This is a genomic window from Pseudomonas spelaei (genome assembly GCF_009724245.1).
GTDB classification, from domain to species: domain Bacteria; phylum Pseudomonadota; class Gammaproteobacteria; order Pseudomonadales; family Pseudomonadaceae; genus Aquipseudomonas; species Aquipseudomonas spelaei.
On the sequence record NZ_WNNK01000049.1, the window covers coordinates 1 to 15,886 of the forward strand.

A 15,886-nucleotide genomic window follows, 5' to 3' on the forward strand; every position below is an offset into this window, starting at 1 on the left:
CAAGCATAAAAAAAGGCACGACCCTCACAGGTCGCACCTCTTTTATCACAGCCGAACGATCAGCTCCCCAGCGCCTTGGAAGCCAACCAGAACAACCCGGCCGACAAGGCCACAGTCGCCGGCAGCGTCAGCACCCAAGCCATCAGAATGGTCTTCACCGTACCGCCTTGCAGCCCACTCTTGTTGGCCACCATGGTCCCGGCCACACCCGACGACAATACGTGAGTGGTCGAAACCGGCAGGCTGTAGATGTTGGCCAGGCCAATCATAGTGGCGGTCGTGATCTGCGCCGACATGCCCTGGGAATAGGTCATGCCTTGCTTGCCGATCTTCTCGCCAATGGTCAGTACCACACGCTTCCAACCGACCATGGTGCCCAGGCCAAGGGCCAGCGCCACAGCCAGGATCACCCAGAATGGAGCGTATTCGGTGGTGGCGGTCAGGTCTTTGCGCAGTTTGTCCAGGTCGGACTTCTCACGGGCATCAAGGCCTGGCAACTTGCCGACTTTCTTCGCCGTGTCGTCCAGGCAGAGCAGGTAGCGACGCACTTCAATGCGGTGATCGGAGGTCAGAGAATGGTAGTCGGAGACACCCTTCAATGTACCGAGCAGGGCGTTGATGGTGGGTTCGGTCTGTTGCGGGTTGCAACGGAACTTGCCAGGCAGGTCGTCTTTGACACTTTTGCCCAAGGCAAGGAATTCGCCGAGGGTTTCGTGGTTACGCTGGTAAAACTGATTGAGGTGCAGGGTGGCGTCACGGGTGCGCTCGATCTGGTAAGTGGTGCTGCCCAGATCGAGTACGAACTGCGCGGGCACGATACCAATCAGCACCAGCATGATCAGGCCGATACCTTTCTGACCGTCATTGGAACCGTGCACGAAGCTCACGGCCATGGCGGAAATCACCAGCACCAGGCGGTTCCAGAACGGCGGGTGCTTCTTGTCGTCCAGCTTGCGGCGTTGGTCCGGGGTCTTGTGCATCTTGGACAGCGGACGCCACCATTTCAGGCCGATCAACACCAGAGCGGCCACGAGGAAGCCGGCCATCGGCGAGAACACCAGCGAGGCGCCGATATCCACGGCCTTCTGCCAGTTGACCCCATCAGCCAGTGGGATGTCGTTGATCAAGGCGTTGGCCAGGCCGACACCGAGGATCGAGCCGATCAGGGTGTGGGAACTGGACGCCGGGATCCCGAAATACCAGGTGCCCAGGTTCCAAGTGATTGCCGCCGCCAACAATGAGAAGACCATGGCCAAGCCGTGGCCGGTATTCACATTGATCAGCAATTCCACCGGCAGCAAGTGCACGATGGCATAGGCAACACCGACGCCGCCGAGCAATACGCCGAGGAAGTTGAATACCCCGGAGAAGAACACGGCCAGATGGGGTGGCATGGCTTTGGTATAGATGACTGTGGCCACCGCGTTAGCGGTGTCATGAAAGCCATTGATGAACTCGAAGGCGAGGACAAAGGCCAGGGCGAGCAACAGGCTCACTAGAACCCAAGCATCCAGTCCGCTGAATAAATCGATCATGAAGGTTTTCTGACCCGGTCGTAAGGGGGCGCGATTATGCCAGAAAACCTTGGTAATCGATGCACTAGCTGCTCATCGGTAACATTCTTCAACGAAAAAGTTTGTGGGAAGGGAGCGCATCCCAGGGTTTACGGGGCTTTGGCAAGTTATTGATTTATAAGGCCAGGGCTTGGTCTGTCGGGGTGTGGAGGGGATCGGGATAGCGTCTGAAACAATCGTATGAAATTTCGACAAGACAGGAGTGAGCACCTGTTGGAGGGTTGGCCAAAGACGTTGTGAGGGCCGATATAAAGGTGCGAACGGGGTGCCCTCCCGGCCAGCCGTGCGTTGGCGAGGAGGTGGCAAACCCTGACGGCTCAACCCGAAGCGCTTATGGCTCTTCGGTTTTGAGGTCCTGTTCGATCTTTTGAATTTCCTGGGCAAATGCCTGGTCCAGCAGACTGGCCCGTTTGCGCCATGGTTTGCGCTCAGGTTCCGGCTGGGCGGCGTAGGTGGTGACTTCCCCGCCGTAAACATCCTTGTAACGTTGTTCCTGGCGCTCAAGTTCTGCGCGCAGTTCGTCTTTCGTCACATTATTACCTAATTGAGTTGAGTTTGATTCCAGTGCTGCGCGATGCCGAAAAGTCGCTTTCGGGTTCCCATCATATTGAACAGCCAGGCTGCTCAGTGCTTGAAGGTATACACGATAAGCCACTTCTTCTTTATTGCATGCGGCCACGGCACCGGAAAAGAACAGCTGTCGTAGCAACAGTTTTCTTTCAGGTCGCAGTAATAGGCAAGCATTTGAAATGAGTGTCAGGTACTTGCGACGATGCGTGCACAAAGCAGGTGCACGGCCTACGAGAAAAGGGTACGGGGCTTGAAACCCATCTACATCCTCGCAGGCTGCATTATAGCGATGCATTTGAATAACACTATCACCGGCAAGTTAAAAATCGTCAACTTTGTGTGAGAGTTTTGTTACGTATACAGGTGGGTATTTCCAAAGTTCGAGTGCCGTACTTGCTTATTCTTCGGCAAGCGCAGTTCAGGCGACAACTTCATTCATCAAGCTGCTGACTTGAAGAGTCGAGTGGCTTCAACCTCGGTGGTGCTGAACTGATCGCTCTGATCTGAAAAAAGGAGGCGGCGGGAAATTGCGATTATCGAATGATCGTCCGATAATCGCCCAATGTTGGCGGCCCCGCCTTGTGTATCGATTGCCAGGCGGCTTGTAATAGCGGTTGAACCTTGAGAAGGACCTGAAATGAACGATCAATTGCGCAACTCATTCGCGTCAGTGGCGCCACCGATCGTTGCCTCTCCTGCCAAGCGTATCCAGGCGTTCACCGGTGATCCGGATTTCATGACCTCTCTGGCCCGTGGCCTGGCAGTGGTGCAGGCATTCCAGGAGCGCAAGCGCCACCTGACCATCGCCCAGATCAGCCATCGCACGGAAATTCCTCGCGCCGCCGTGCGCCGTTGCCTGCATACCTTGATCAAACTTGGCTATGCCACCACCGATGGACGCACCTATTCGTTGTTGCCCAAGGTCCTGACCCTTGGCCATGCCTATCTGTCCTCTACACCCTTGGCGGTTTCCGCTCAGCCTTATCTGGACCGCATGAGCGAGCAGCTTCATGAAGCCTGCAACATGGCGACTCTGGAAGGCGACGACATCCTGTATATCGCCCGTTCGGCCACCACTCAGCGACTGATCTCCGTCGACCTGTCCGTGGGCGGGCGCTTGCCGGCTTATTGCACGTCCATGGGCCGGATCCTGTTGGCGGCGCTCGATGATGCCTCGCTGCAGGACTACCTCGATCACGCCGACCTGCAAACCAAGACCAGCCGTACCGTCAGCACGCCTCAAGCCTTGCTCGAATGTCTGCAACAAGTGCGTCAGCAGGGCTGGTGCATCGTCGACCAGGAGCTGGAGCAAGGCCTGCGCTCCATTGCCGTACCGGTGTATGACGCCTCGGGCCAGGTGCTGGCCGCGCTGAATGTCAGCACCCATGCCGGACGGGTCAGCCGCAGCGAGTTGGAGCAACGTTTCCTGCCGAGCATGCTCAGTGCCAGCCGGGAACTGAGCGCTCAGCTATTTGCTTAAGTTGTTCGGTAAACGCCCATATCTCGGTTTGATGAATTGACGGTGTTTCCTCTGCCTTATTAATGTCGCGGCAGCGCATTTGACCGCGATGGCTCAAATAGCGCCCCGATAATGATGATGAGGCTCAGCCTCGTTCGCCCGCCCTTGGTGTGGAAATAAAAACAATGAATCAGCCTTCTTCTGTCGGCACTTGCCTGGACGTTCAGTCCTTCATCAATGCTCAGCCGCTGTCGCGCTATCAGTGGCGAGTGGTGATCCTGTGTTTCCTGATTGTCTTCCTCGACGGCCTCGACACGGCAGCCATGGGCTTTATCGCGCCGGCGCTGTCTCAGGATTGGGGTATCGACCGTGCCAGCCTGGGCCCGGTAATGAGTGCCGCGTTGATCGGCATGGTGTTCGGTGCCCTGGGTTCCGGCCCGTTGGCCGACCGCTTTGGCCGCAAAGTAGTGTTGGTGGGGGCGGTGCTGGTGTTTGGCGCTTTCAGCCTGGCGTCGGCCTACAGCAGCAACGTTGATCAACTGTTGGTGCTGCGTTTCCTGACGGGCCTGGGTCTTGGGGCGGGTATGCCGAATGCCACGACTTTGCTCTCGGAGTACACCCCGGAACGTCATAAGTCGCTGCTGGTTACCAGCATGTTTTGCGGCTTCAACCTGGGCATGGCTGGCGGCGGGTTTATCTCGGCCAAGCTGATTCCTGCCTTTGGCTGGCACAGTCTGTTGATGATCGGCGGCATCTTGCCGTTGATCCTGGTGGTGGTGTTGCTGGTGTGGCTGCCAGAGTCGGCCCGTTATCTGGTGGTGCGCAATCGGGGCACTGACAGGGTGCGCAAAACGTTGTCGCCCATCGAACCGGGCATCGTCGCCCAAGCGTCCAGCTTCAGTGTCCCCGAGCAGAAAACCGTCAAGGCCCGCAACGTGTTTGCGGTGATCTTCTCCGGTACCTACAGCGCCGGTACCCTGTTGCTGTGGCTGACGTACTTCATGGGCCTGGTGATCGTTTACCTGCTGACCAGTTGGCTGCCAACCCTGATGCGCGACAGTGGTGCGAGCATGGAGCAGGCCGCGTTTATTGGCGCGCTGTTCCAGTTTGGCGGTGTATTGAGCGCTGTTGGCGTTGGCTGGGCGATGGACCGGTTCAATCCCCACAAAGTCATCGGCATCTTCTATTTGCTGGCCGGGGTATTTGCCTACGCAGTGGGGCAGAGCCTGGGCAACATCACCTTGCTGGCGACCCTGGTGCTGATCGCCGGCATGTGTGTCAACGGGGCGCAATCGGCCATGCCGTCTCTCGCCGCGCGGTTCTACCCGACCCAGGGGCGAGCCACAGGGGTGTCATGGATGCTCGGTATCGGCCGTTTTGGTGCGATTCTCGGCGCGTGGATGGGCGCGACCTTATTGGGCCTGGGTTGGAACTTCGAGCAAGTGCTGACCGCGTTGGTGATCCCGGCGGCAGTGGCAACCGCGGCAGTGGTGATCAAGGGCATGGTCAGCCATGCGGATGCGACCTGACAGTAATCGATAGCTTGCCAACAATCCGTTCGATAATCGAACACTCAGTCGATTATCGGATTGTTTGGCCTTTTCTCCCGGCTTAATCTTCAAGCACTTCGGCGCCGTCCACAGCGCCTTTTTCGATCCAACCGGGAGCCCAACCCCATGGCTGAAATCCTATCGCTGGCTGATGCGGTGAAGCAGTTCGTCAATGACGGCGATACCGTCGCGCTCGAAGGCTTCACCCACCTGATTCCTACGGCGGCAGGTCATGAAATCATTCGTCAGGGCAAGAAAGACCTGACCCTGGTACGCATGACTCCCGACCTGATCTACGACCAACTGATCGGGGCCGGCTGCGCACGCAAGTTGATTTTCTCCTGGGGCGGCAACCCTGGCGTGGGCTCCCTGCATCGCCTGCGGGATGCGGTAGAGAAGCAATGGCCACAGCCGCTGGAGATCGAAGAGCACAGTCACGCCGACCTGGCCAATGCCTATGTTGCTGGTGCGTCCGGCTTGCCCTTCGCGGTGTTGCGGGCTTATGCCGGTTCCGACCTGCCCAAGGTCAATCCTCTGATCAAGACCGTGACCTGCCCGTTCACCGGTGAAGTGCTGGCAGCGGTGCCGTCGGTGCGCCCGGACATCACCGTGATCCACGCACAGAAGGCTGACCGCAAGGGCAACGTGCTGCTTTGGGGCATTCTCGGGGTGCAGAAGGAAGCGGCTTTGGCAGCCAAGCGCTGCATCGTCACCGTCGAAGAAATCGTCGATGACTTGAACGCACCGATGAACGCCTGCGTGCTGCCGACATGGGCCCTGACCGCCGTTTGCCACGTACCCGGTGGTGCACATCCGTCCTACGCTCACGGTTACACCGAGCGCGATAACCGTTTCTATCAAGCCTGGGACCCGATCGCTCGGGACCGTGGGACTTTTACCGCCTGGATCGACGAATACATCCACGGCACCGCCGACTTCCGTGAATTCCAGGCCAAGCTGGCTGCCGCGCAGGAGGCCAAGTAATGGCTTACTCAACCAACGAAATGATGACCGTCGCCGCCGCGCGCCGTCTGAAGAATGGCTCGGTATGCTTCGTCGGCATCGGCCTGCCGTCCAAGGCGGCCAACCTGGCCCGCCTGACGTCGTCGCCGGATGTGGTGCTGATCTACGAGTCGGGCCCGATTGGCGCGAAGCCTTCGGTGTTGCCGCTGTCCATTGGTGACGGAGAACTGGCGGAAACCGCTGACACCGTCGTCCCCACCGGTGAGATCTTTCGCTACTGGTTGCAGGGCGGGCGTATCGATGTCGGCTTCCTCGGCGCGGCCCAGGTCGACCGTTTCGGCAATATCAACACCACCGTGGTCGGTGATTACCACCAACCCAAGGTACGCCTGCCGGGTGCCGGTGGTGCTCCGGAGATTGCCGGCTCCGCGAAGAGCGTGTTGATCATCCTCAAACAGTCGGCGCGGTCGTTTGTCGACAAGCTCGACTTCATCACCTCGGTGGGCCACGGCGAAGGCGGCGACTCGCGCAAGCGCCTCGGTCTGCCAGGCGCAGGACCGGTAGGAATCATTACCGACCTGTGCATCATGGAACCGGAGGCGGGCAGTCACGAGTTCGTGGTCACCGCGTTGCACCCAGGCGTGACTCGTGAGCAAGTAGTAGCGGCCACCGGCTGGGCGATTCGTTTTGCCGACCAGGTCAGCACCAGCGCCGAACCCACCGAAGTCGAACTGACCGCCCTGCGCGATCTTGAAGCCCGCACGGCCGCCGCCCATGGCCAAACCCCTGGAGATGCGTGATGCGCGACGTATTTATCTGTGACGCCATTCGTACCCCCATCGGCCGTTTCGGCGGCGGGTTGTCCACCGTGCGTACCGATGACCTGGCTGCACTGCCGATCAAGGCCCTGATGGAGCGTAACCCGTCCGTGGACTGGAGCGCTGTCGACGAAGTCTTCCTTGGTTGCGCCAACCAGGCCGGCGAAGACAACCGCAACGTTGCCCGCATGGCGCTGCTGCTGGCCGGCCTGCCGGAAAGCATTCCCGGCGTGACCCTCAATCGCCTGTGTGCTTCGGGCATGGACGCCATTGGCACCGCGTTCCGCGCGATTGCCAGTGGTGAGATGGAGCTGGCGATTGCCGGGGGCGTCGAGTCGATGTCCCGCGCGCCGTTCGTCATGGGCAAGGCCGATGCTGCGTTCTCGCGCAACATGAAGCTGGAAGACACCACCATCGGCTGGCGTTTTATCAACCCGTTGATGAAGGCCCAGTACGGCGTGGATGCGATGCCACAGACCGCCGACAATGTCGCTGATGACTATAAAGTCTCCCGTGCCGATCAGGACGCCTTCGCCTTGCGCAGCCAGCAACGTACCGCTGCCGCACAAGCTGCCGGGTTCTTCGCCGACGAAATTGTGCCGGTACGTGTTGCCCATAAAAAGGGCGAAACCGTGGTTGAGCAGGATGAGCATCCACGTGCCGATACCACGCTGGAGGCGTTGACCAAACTCAAACCGGTCAATGGCCCGGACAAGACGGTCACTGCCGGCAATGCCTCTGGTGTGAACGATGGCGCGGCTGCGTTGATCCTTGCGTCTGCCGAGGCAGTGAAAAAGCACGGCCTGACTGCCCGTGCCCGCGTATTGGGCATGGCCAGCGCCGGTGTCGCTCCGCGTGTGATGGGCATCGGTCCCGTGCCCGCCGTACGCAAACTGGTGGAACGCCTGGGCCTGGCCGTCACCGATTTTGATGTGATCGAACTCAACGAAGCCTTCGCCAGCCAAGGCCTGGCGGTGCTGCGTGAATTGGGTATCGCGGATGACGCGCCTCAGGTCAACCCGAATGGCGGCGCTATCGCCCTCGGCCATCCGCTGGGTATGAGCGGTGCGCGTCTGGTACTGACGGCCTTGCATCAGCTTGAGAAAACCGGCGGCAGCAAAGGCCTGGCGACCATGTGTGTCGGCGTTGGCCAAGGCCTGGCGCTGGCCATTGAGCGCGTCTGAGAACCATAAGAAAAACGAGGATTGATTCATGAGTGACAAGCCCGGTTATCGGCGCCCGCAAGCGGGTACTCAGCCTGACTACCTGCACCCGGCCTATCAGTCGACGAACCTGCGTTCGCCGTCCAAGCCGTTGGTGTTTCTGCCCCATTCCTTGTCGGAAATCACCGGCCCGACGATCGGCGCCGAATACCTGCAAGAGAAGGACAACGACCTGACCGCCCAACACGCCGGCGAGCCTCAGGGCGAACGCATCATCATTCATGGCCGCGTGCTGGATGAAAACGGCTTGCCCGTTCCCGGTATCCTGGTGGAAATCTGGCAGGCCAACGCCGCTGGCCGTTACAACCACCAGCGCGATGTGCACGATGCGCCACTGGACCCGAATTTCACGGGCACCGGCCGCACTGTCACTGACGCTGACGGCTGGTACCAGTTTCAGACCATCAAGCCCGGCGCCTACCCGTGGGGCAACCATCACAATGCCTGGCGCCCGGCGCACATTCACTTCTCGCTGTTCGGTCCCAGTGTGCTGACGCGTTTGGTCACCCAGATGTATTTCCCGGGCGACCCGCTGCTGGCCTACGACCCGATCTACAACTGCGTCCCGGACACGTCCGCCAAGGAACGCTTGATTGCCAGTTTCGACCTGGAAAAAACCATTCCGCACTATGCCCTCGGCTACCGCTGGGACATCGTCCTGCGCGGCCGCGATGCCACGCCGATGGAGAAATGAGATGACCCTCAACGCGACTACGTCCCACACCGTCGGGCCCTATTACCACATCGGCCTGACCTGGCTGAACCGCGAAGACCTGACCGTTCCCGAAACCCTGGGCGAACGCGTGGCGATCACCGGGCAAGTGGTGGACGGCAATGGCGACTTCGTCAACGACGCCATGCTGGAAGTCTGGCAGGCCAATGCTGCCGGCAAATATGACCACCCTGAGGATGAGCAGGACAAAGCGCTGGACCCGAACTTCGAAGGTTTTGGCCGGGTGCCTGTGGACGCGCAAGGGCGGTTTCGGTTTACCACGATCAAGCCGGGCAGCGTGCCGGGGTTGAAAGGTACGACTCAGGCACCGCACTTGGTGGTACTGGTGTTTGCCCGTGGGCTGGTGAAGCATTTGCTGACGCGGATTTATTTTGACGGTGAGGCGGCGAACGGGGATGACTCGTTGTTGGCGTGTGTGCCCGAGGAGCGGCGGAACACCTTGATTGCCAAGGCGGATGCGCAGGGTGTGTATCAGTGGAATGTGATCTTGCAGGGCACAGACGAAGAGACGGTGTTCTTTGATTATTGAGTGGGCTTGAAATTTATCGCGGGCAAGCCCGCTCCCACATGTTGATATGTGAATACCGTCAGATGTGGGAGCTGGCTTGCCTGCGATGAGGCCCGCTCAGGCAACAAATATCCAAAAGTCTGCTTGCGGAACATGGTTGTTGCAAAGTATGTCTAGGCTATAACCGTTCCCACTGAGTGAAAAACCATGACAACAAAAACGAGTCACTACACCGGAGAAGAGCGCAGCAAACGGATTTTTGCCATCGTCGGTGCGTCCTCCGGCAACCTGGTCGAATGGTTCGACTTCTATGTCTATGCCTTCTGCGCCATCTACTTCGCCCCGGCGTTTTTCCCCTCGGACGATCCCACGGTTCAACTGCTCAACACTGCCGGTGTCTTCGCCGCCGGCTTCCTGATGCGTCCCATTGGTGGCTGGCTGTTTGGCCGGGTGGCCGACAAGCATGGTCGCAAAAACTCCATGATGATCTCGGTGCTGATGATGTGCGCCGGCTCACTGGTCATCGCCTTTTTGCCCACCTATAAAGACATCGGCGCCTGGGCCCCGGCCTTGCTGCTGGTGGCGCGGCTGTTCCAAGGGCTTTCGGTCGGCGGGGAATATGGCACCACTGCGACCTACATGAGTGAAGTCGCCCTCAAGGGCCAACGCGGTTTCTTCGCCTCGTTCCAATACGTCACCTTGATCGGCGGGCAACTGTTGGCGGTGTTGGTGGTGGTTATCCTGCAACAGATCCTCACCGAAGAAGAGCTACGGGCCTGGGGCTGGCGGATTCCATTCGTGATCGGCGCCATTGCGGCGGTGATTTCGCTGTTGCTGCGTCGCACGCTGAAAGAAACCACCAGCAAGGAAATGCGTGAAGACAAAGACGCCGGCAGCATTGCCGCGTTGTTCCGCGACCACAAGGCCGCCTTCATCACCGTGCTCGGCTACACCGCCGGCGGTTCGCTGATTTTCTACACCTTTACCACCTACATGCAGAAGTACCTGGTGAACACCGCCGGGATGCACGCCAAGACGGCCAGCTACATCATGACCGGCGCGTTGTTCTTCTACATGTGCATGCAACCGGTGTTCGGCATGTTGGCGGACAAGATCGGCCGGCGTAATTCGATGCTGTGGTTCGGTGCCCTGGGGACGTTGTTCACCGTGCCCATCCTGTTGACCTTGAAAACCGTCAGCAGTCCGTTCCTGGCCTTTGTGCTGATCACGCTGGCCCTGGCCATTGTCAGTTTCTACACCTCCATCAGCGGCCTGGTGAAAGCGGAAATGTTCCCGCCACAAATACGTGCGCTGGGTGTGGGCCTGGCCTATGCGGTGGCTAACGCGATCTTCGGTGGTTCGGCGGAATACGTCGCACTGGGGCTGAAAACAATCGGTATGGAAAACACCTTCTATTGGTACGTCACCGGCATGATGGCGGTGGCCTTCCTGTTCAGCTTGCGCCTGCCGAAACAGGCGGCGTATTTGCACCACGATCTGTAAACGGTCGGCGCATGCCTCTGGAAGGCATGCGCCACCTGGGGATGGTTTATGACACTGCGCACGAGCAATCAGTTGTTCGACGCCTATTTCACGGCCAATAGCATGGCCGAGGTGTTCTGCGATCAAGGGCGCTTGCAGGGCATGCTGGATTTTGAAGCCGCGCTGGCTCGGGCCGAGGCTCAGGTGGGGGTGATTCCGCAAGCGGCCGTCGCGCCCATTGCCCAGGCATGCCTGGCGTCGCTCTACGATGTTGATGCCCTCGGTGAGGCGATTACTACGGCAGGGAATTCGGCGATTCCGTTGGTCAAGGCCCTGGGCAAGCTGATTGCCACCGAAGATGCCGGTGCCGAACGTTATGTGCACTTGGGCGCCACCAGCCAGGATGTGATGGACACCGGCCTGGTGCTGCAAGTGCGCAATGCCGTGGCGCTGATCGAAAGCGACCTGTCACGCCTGGGGGAAATCCTTGCGGCACAGGCGGTACGTTATGCCGCGATTCCATTGGCGGGCCGCACCTGGTTGCAGCATGCGACGCCCGTCACTCTGGGCATGAAAATCGCCGGTTGGCTAGGCGCGGTGACCCGTAGCCGACAACGGCTCGCAGAACTCAAGCCGCGCTTGCTGGTGCTGCAATTTGGCGGCGCCTCCGGAACCCTGGCGGCCTTGGGCGAGCAGGCGATGCCTGTGGCTGAAGCGTTGGCCGCCGAGTTGCAACTGAGCTTGCCGGAGCAGCCTTGGCATACCCAGCGTGATCGCCTGGTGGAGTTTGCCTCGGTACTTGGTTTGATCGCTGGCAGCCTGGGCAAACTGGGCCGGGATATCAGCCTGCTGATGCAGACCGAAGCCGCAGAGGTTTTCGAACCGTCGGCTCCCGGCAAGGGTGGTTCCTCGACCATGCCCCATAAGCGTAATCCGGTGGGCGCCGCTGTGTTGATCAGTGCCGCGACCCGTGTCCCCGGCCTGGTGGCGACGATGTTCAGCGCCATGCCCCAGGAGCACGAGCGTAGCCTCGGCCTGTGGCACGCAGAATGGGAAACCCTGCCGCAGATTTGCCGGCTGGTGTCCGGTGCCTTGCATCAGGCGCTACTGGTGAGCGAAGGCTTGGAGGTGGACGCCGAACGCATGGCGCAAAACCTCGACCTGACACAAGGCCTGGTGCTGGCCGAAGCCGTCAGCATCGTCCTTGCCCAGCGCCTGGGCCGTGAGACCGCGCACCATTTATTGGAGCAGTGCTGCAAGCGTGCAGTTGCCGAACATCGCCATCTGCGTGCGGTGCTCGCCGATGAGCCACAAGTGACTGCCGAACTCTCGTCCGACGAACTTGATCGCCTGTTGGACCCGGCGCATTACCTGGGCCAGGCCCGCACCTGGGTTACACGCGCGGTTGCCGAACATGTTGCATTGATTGCCTGAGGAGGCTGCTGTGGGATTTGTACAACTCGCCGATGGCGAACTGAACTACCAACTGGATGGCCCTGAAGGCGCGCCGGTATTGGTGCTGTCCAACTCATTGGGCACTGACCTGCACATGTGGGATATCCAGATTTCCGCCTTCGCAGAGCATTTTCGGGTGCTGCGTTTCGACACCCGTGGGCATGGCAAATCCCTGGTCACCGAGGGTCCCTACAGCATTGAACAACTGGGCCAGGATGTTTTAGCGCTGCTGGATGCGCTGCATATCGAACGGGCGCATTTCTGTGGGCTGTCCATGGGAGGGCTGATTGGGCAGTGGTTGGGCATCAACGCCGGTGAACGCCTCAAGCGTCTGGTGGTGTGCAATACGGCGGCGAAGATCGGTACACCTGAGGTGTGGAACCCTCGGATTGAAATGGTCCTGCGCGACGGCCCGGTAGCGATGGTCGCGTTGCGCGATGCCTCGATTGCCCGCTGGTTTACCGCCGATTTTGCCGAGGCCAATCCTGGCCAGGCCAAGTTGATCACCGACATGCTCGCGGCCACATCGCCTCAAGGTTATGCCGCCAACTGTGCGGCGGTACGTGACGCCGATTTCCGTGAGCAGTTATCGTCGATCAAGACGCCGACGCTGGTGATTGCCGGTACCGAAGACGCGGTCACGCCGCCGTCCGGTGGTCATTTTATCCAGGCCCATGTGCAGGGCGCCGAGTACGCCGAGTTCTACGCCGCGCACCTCTCCAACGTGCAAGCCGGTGCCGCGTTCAGCGACCGGGTGCTGGAATTTCTGTTAGCCCGCTGAGGAGTCTTTCGTGGACGAGAAACAACGTTACGCCGATGGCCTGCAGGTGCGTCGCGAAGTGCTGGGTGATGCGCATGTCGACCGTAGCCTGAATGCCCTGACCGAGTTCAATGCCGAGTTCCAGGAAATGATCACCCGCCATGCCTGGGGTGATATCTGGACCCGCCCGGGCTTGCCCCGGCACACCCGTAGCCTGATCACCATCGCCATGCTGATCGGCATGAACCGCAGTGAAGAGTTGAAGTTGCACCTGCGGGCCGCGGCCAGCAATGGCGTGACCCGGGCCGAGATCAAGGAAGTGCTGATGCAGAGCGCTATTTACTGCGGGATTCCGGCGGCCAATGCGACGTTTCATCTGGCGGAGTCGGTGTGGGATGAGTTGGGGGTGGAGTCGCGGGAATGAGGCTTAGTTCGAGTCGGCGTCCCACACCCAATTCCACACACCCGGCAGGTGCACCACTTCGTTGATGTCCTTCACCGTGCGGGCCAGGGCGCCCCGTTCCAGTGCCGAACGGTCGGTGTAGAACGGCTCGGCTGCCGTCTTCATACCGTTGATCCGGGCGCTGTCCATCAGGATCTGCAAGTACTCCTGCAGATGCCGTGCGGTGTAGCGGTTGATATCGTGGAACGTCACGACCACCGGTATCACACCGTCCACCGTCGGCAACTCTCCCAGGGCGATACGTTCGCGTACCACCGACAGTTGCCGATACAGATTGGCCCGTCGACGCGGGCTGCCATTGAAGCCCCAGATCTTGCCGTCATTGGCGCTTAAATCCGTCAGCAATACGTGCATACCGTGGCGCTGGTAGGCGGCGAAGGTGCGTCGGTCGTAGTTCCAGAACGGTGGGCGCACCAAGGTGGGCAGCGCACCGGTGATCGAGGCAATATCGGTCGAGCCCTGAGTGAGGGTGCGTTCAAGCTCCGCGTCGTTCAGCCAGCGGTGGTTGGTATGAAACGCCGTGGCGGTGTGGAACGCCAGGATATGTCCCGCTGCGTATTCACGCTCCATGGTCTTGCGACCCCGGGGGCTGCCGCCTGAGCGGGACGCTTCGGTTTGTAGGAAAAACACCGCTTTGATGCCTGGTAACACCGGATTGTTGGCCAGATCAGCGACCACCGAACGGCTCGGGTTGTTATAGCCCGAGGCACTGGGGCCATCATCGAAGGTCAGTAGAAAACGGATCGGCGCCTGAGCTTGCAGGCGTTGTTCGGTCTGTGGTGTCAGGGCGATGGGGGCGCTGATGCAGCCGCTGAGGCTCAAGACAAGGGCAAGCAGGGCGGACGTAAGGGCGAAGAATTTCATGGTGTAGGCCGGGCTCGTCGGGAGACCGCCGCTGAGTCAGCTCAGCAGCGGCAGGCGCGCACCATACCGCATGGCTGCCGTGGGTTTACAGCAGACTTATCGGATAGCTGACGATTAACCGGTTTTCATCAAACTCATTGTTGTTGTAGTCGCGGCGCATGCTGGAATTGCGCAGCCGTACGTTGAGGTTTTTCAAGGTGCCGCTTTGCACCGTATAGGCCACTTCGCTTTCCCGGCCCCATTCCTTGCCGTCGGTCACGGTGCCGCTGTGCACGTTGCTGCCGCTGAGATAGCGGTTCATCACCGTCAGGCCTGGAACGCCGAGAGCCGCAAAATTGTAGTCGTGGCGCACTTGCCAGGATTTCTCTTGGGCGTTGTCGTAGCTGGCGTTGTAGCTGTCGTTGGCCAGGGTGCCGCCGCTGGTGCCATTGACTCGCATCCAGGCGCTGTTGCCGGTGAGTTTTTGCAGGCCGACGTAGAAGGTGTTGCCACCGTATTTGGCCGAGAACAGGCCGGACCAGGTCTTGTTGTCCAGTCTGCCGGCGCGGGCGCTGCCGTCGTCTTTGCCGTAGAAGAACCCGAGGTTGGCACCCAGGGTCCAGTCGCCCACAGGCTGGCTGTGGATCAGGTTGAGGTATTGCTGGCTGTAGATGTCCTTGAGTTGGGCGTTCCACACCCCGACCTGTGTGCGCTTGTCATTGAAGGCGTATTCCGCGCCCTGGAAGTTGAAGCGGTCCGAGGTGAACGCCGTTTTACCGAACATCGACATGTCGGTCATGCTGCTGTCGTCCCGCGGGCTGTTGGCGCGGAACTGGCCACCGTAGAGGGTCAGGCCGTCGATCTCTTTGGAGGTGATCTGCCCGCCACGCAAGGTTTGTGGCAGTGAGCGACCATCATCGGAGCGGAGGATCGGTAGCACGGGCATCCATTCACCTACCTTCACTTCGGTCTTCGATATCCGGGCCTTGAATGCCACCCCAAGGCGCCCGAAGTCATCGGCAGGTCGCCCGTCATGGTCCAGCGGCAATAGCTGGGTACCGCCGGTACCGCGCCCGCCATCCAGTTTCAACGAGTACAACCCCAGCACGTCCACGCCCAAGCCTACCGTGCCTTGGGTAAAGCCTGACTTGGCGTCGAGGATGAAACTTTGCGTCCACTCCTGCGCACCGCCCTGGGCCTTGGTCGGGTTGGTGTAATTACGGTTGAAGAAGAAATTGCGCAGGTTGAGGTTGGCGCTGGCGTCTTCCAGGAAACCGTGTTCTTCGGCCATGGCCGGAAGCGCGAGGCTGGCGACGGCGGTGGCCAACAACAACTGGCGGGCGGGGAGGGTGCTCATGGAGTCGGGTCTCTCTAATTGTTAGGGATGAAGCAGGGTGTTGCCGCAACGAGGGTTGCAGACAAGGTTCAATCCTGGGGAAACCGGGAGGCTGTCGTCAGCCGGAAAGCGCGGGGCGGGCAGTCATG

15 protein-coding genes are annotated in these 15,886 nt (G+C 60.0%); 11 read left to right on the plus strand and 4 right to left on the minus strand.

Annotated features, from left to right (window positions below):
• Positions 1-59: 59 nt before the first annotated feature.
• Positions 60-1,535 (minus strand): inorganic phosphate transporter, encoded by a 1,476-nt coding sequence (locus tag GNF76_RS28740; RefSeq protein WP_155586424.1) that lies wholly within the window; start codon positions 1,533-1,535, stop codon positions 60-62.
• 370 nt (positions 1,536-1,905) lie between these two features.
• Positions 1,906-2,106, minus strand: a complete 201-nt coding sequence (locus GNF76_RS28745; RefSeq protein WP_169357768.1) for a hypothetical protein — start codon at positions 2,104-2,106, stop codon at positions 1,906-1,908.
• 675 nt (positions 2,107-2,781) lie between these two features.
• Here GNF76_RS28745 and pcaR point away from each other — a divergent pair.
• From pcaR to pcaC, 11 genes are all read left to right on the plus strand, one after another.
• Entirely contained in the window at positions 2,782-3,624 is an 843-nt protein-coding gene (gene pcaR, locus GNF76_RS28750; RefSeq protein WP_155586425.1) for a pca regulon transcriptional regulator PcaR, read from the plus strand.
• Between the two features lie 164 nt (positions 3,625-3,788).
• Complete coding sequence (gene pcaK / locus GNF76_RS28755; RefSeq protein WP_155586426.1) at positions 3,789-5,132, plus strand: 4-hydroxybenzoate transporter PcaK; 1,344 nt, start codon at positions 3,789-3,791, stop codon at positions 5,130-5,132.
• 147 nt (positions 5,133-5,279) lie between these two features.
• Positions 5,280-6,137 (plus strand): CoA transferase subunit A, encoded by an 858-nt coding sequence (locus tag GNF76_RS28760; RefSeq protein WP_155586427.1) that lies wholly within the window; start codon positions 5,280-5,282, stop codon positions 6,135-6,137.
• A complete protein-coding gene (locus tag GNF76_RS28765) occupies positions 6,137-6,916 on the plus strand; it encodes a CoA-transferase subunit beta (protein ID WP_155586428.1) in 780 nt (259 codons plus the stop codon). The genes GNF76_RS28760 and GNF76_RS28765 overlap by 1 nt, the downstream gene beginning before the upstream one ends.
• Positions 6,913-8,118, plus strand: coding sequence for a 3-oxoadipyl-CoA thiolase (gene pcaF / locus GNF76_RS28770; protein WP_178123644.1), 1,206 nt, complete (start codon positions 6,913-6,915; stop codon positions 8,116-8,118). The genes GNF76_RS28765 and pcaF overlap by 4 nt, the downstream gene beginning before the upstream one ends.
• A 28-nt stretch (positions 8,119-8,146) precedes the next feature.
• A complete protein-coding gene (gene pcaH / locus GNF76_RS28775; protein ID WP_155586430.1) occupies positions 8,147-8,851 on the plus strand; it encodes a protocatechuate 3,4-dioxygenase subunit beta in 705 nt (234 codons plus the stop codon).
• A gap of 1 nt (position 8,852) precedes the next feature.
• Positions 8,853-9,419 (plus strand): protocatechuate 3,4-dioxygenase subunit alpha, encoded by a 567-nt coding sequence (gene pcaG, locus GNF76_RS28780; RefSeq protein WP_155586431.1) that lies wholly within the window; start codon positions 8,853-8,855, stop codon positions 9,417-9,419.
• A gap of 186 nt (positions 9,420-9,605) precedes the next feature.
• Positions 9,606-10,901 carry an MFS family transporter gene (locus GNF76_RS28785; RefSeq protein ID WP_155586432.1) on the plus strand — a complete coding sequence of 432 codons (1,296 nt, stop codon included), beginning with the start codon at positions 9,606-9,608 and terminating at the stop codon, positions 10,899-10,901.
• 48 nt (positions 10,902-10,949) lie between these two features.
• Positions 10,950-12,314 carry a 3-carboxy-cis,cis-muconate cycloisomerase gene (locus GNF76_RS28790; protein ID WP_155586433.1) on the plus strand — a complete coding sequence of 455 codons (1,365 nt, stop codon included), beginning with the start codon at positions 10,950-10,952 and terminating at the stop codon, positions 12,312-12,314.
• A 10-nt stretch (positions 12,315-12,324) separates the two neighbouring features.
• Positions 12,325-13,116, plus strand: a complete 792-nt coding sequence (pcaD, locus tag GNF76_RS28795; protein ID WP_178123645.1) for a 3-oxoadipate enol-lactonase — start codon at positions 12,325-12,327, stop codon at positions 13,114-13,116.
• Between the two features lie 10 nt (positions 13,117-13,126).
• Positions 13,127-13,519 carry a 4-carboxymuconolactone decarboxylase gene (pcaC, locus tag GNF76_RS28800; protein ID WP_178123646.1) on the plus strand — a complete coding sequence of 131 codons (393 nt, stop codon included), beginning with the start codon at positions 13,127-13,129 and terminating at the stop codon, positions 13,517-13,519.
• 3 nt (positions 13,520-13,522) lie between these two features.
• Here pcaC and GNF76_RS28805 read toward each other — a convergent pair whose 3' ends face one another.
• On the minus strand, positions 13,523-14,422 hold the full coding sequence (locus GNF76_RS28805) for a polysaccharide deacetylase family protein (RefSeq protein WP_155586435.1): 900 nt from the start codon (positions 14,420-14,422) through the stop codon (positions 13,523-13,525).
• Positions 14,423-14,507: 85 nt separating this feature from the next.
• Positions 14,508-15,758: an OprD family porin gene (locus GNF76_RS28810; RefSeq protein WP_155586436.1), complete on the minus strand. Its 1,251-nt coding sequence runs from the start codon at positions 15,756-15,758 to the stop codon at positions 14,508-14,510.
• Positions 15,759-15,886: the final 128 nt, after the last annotated feature.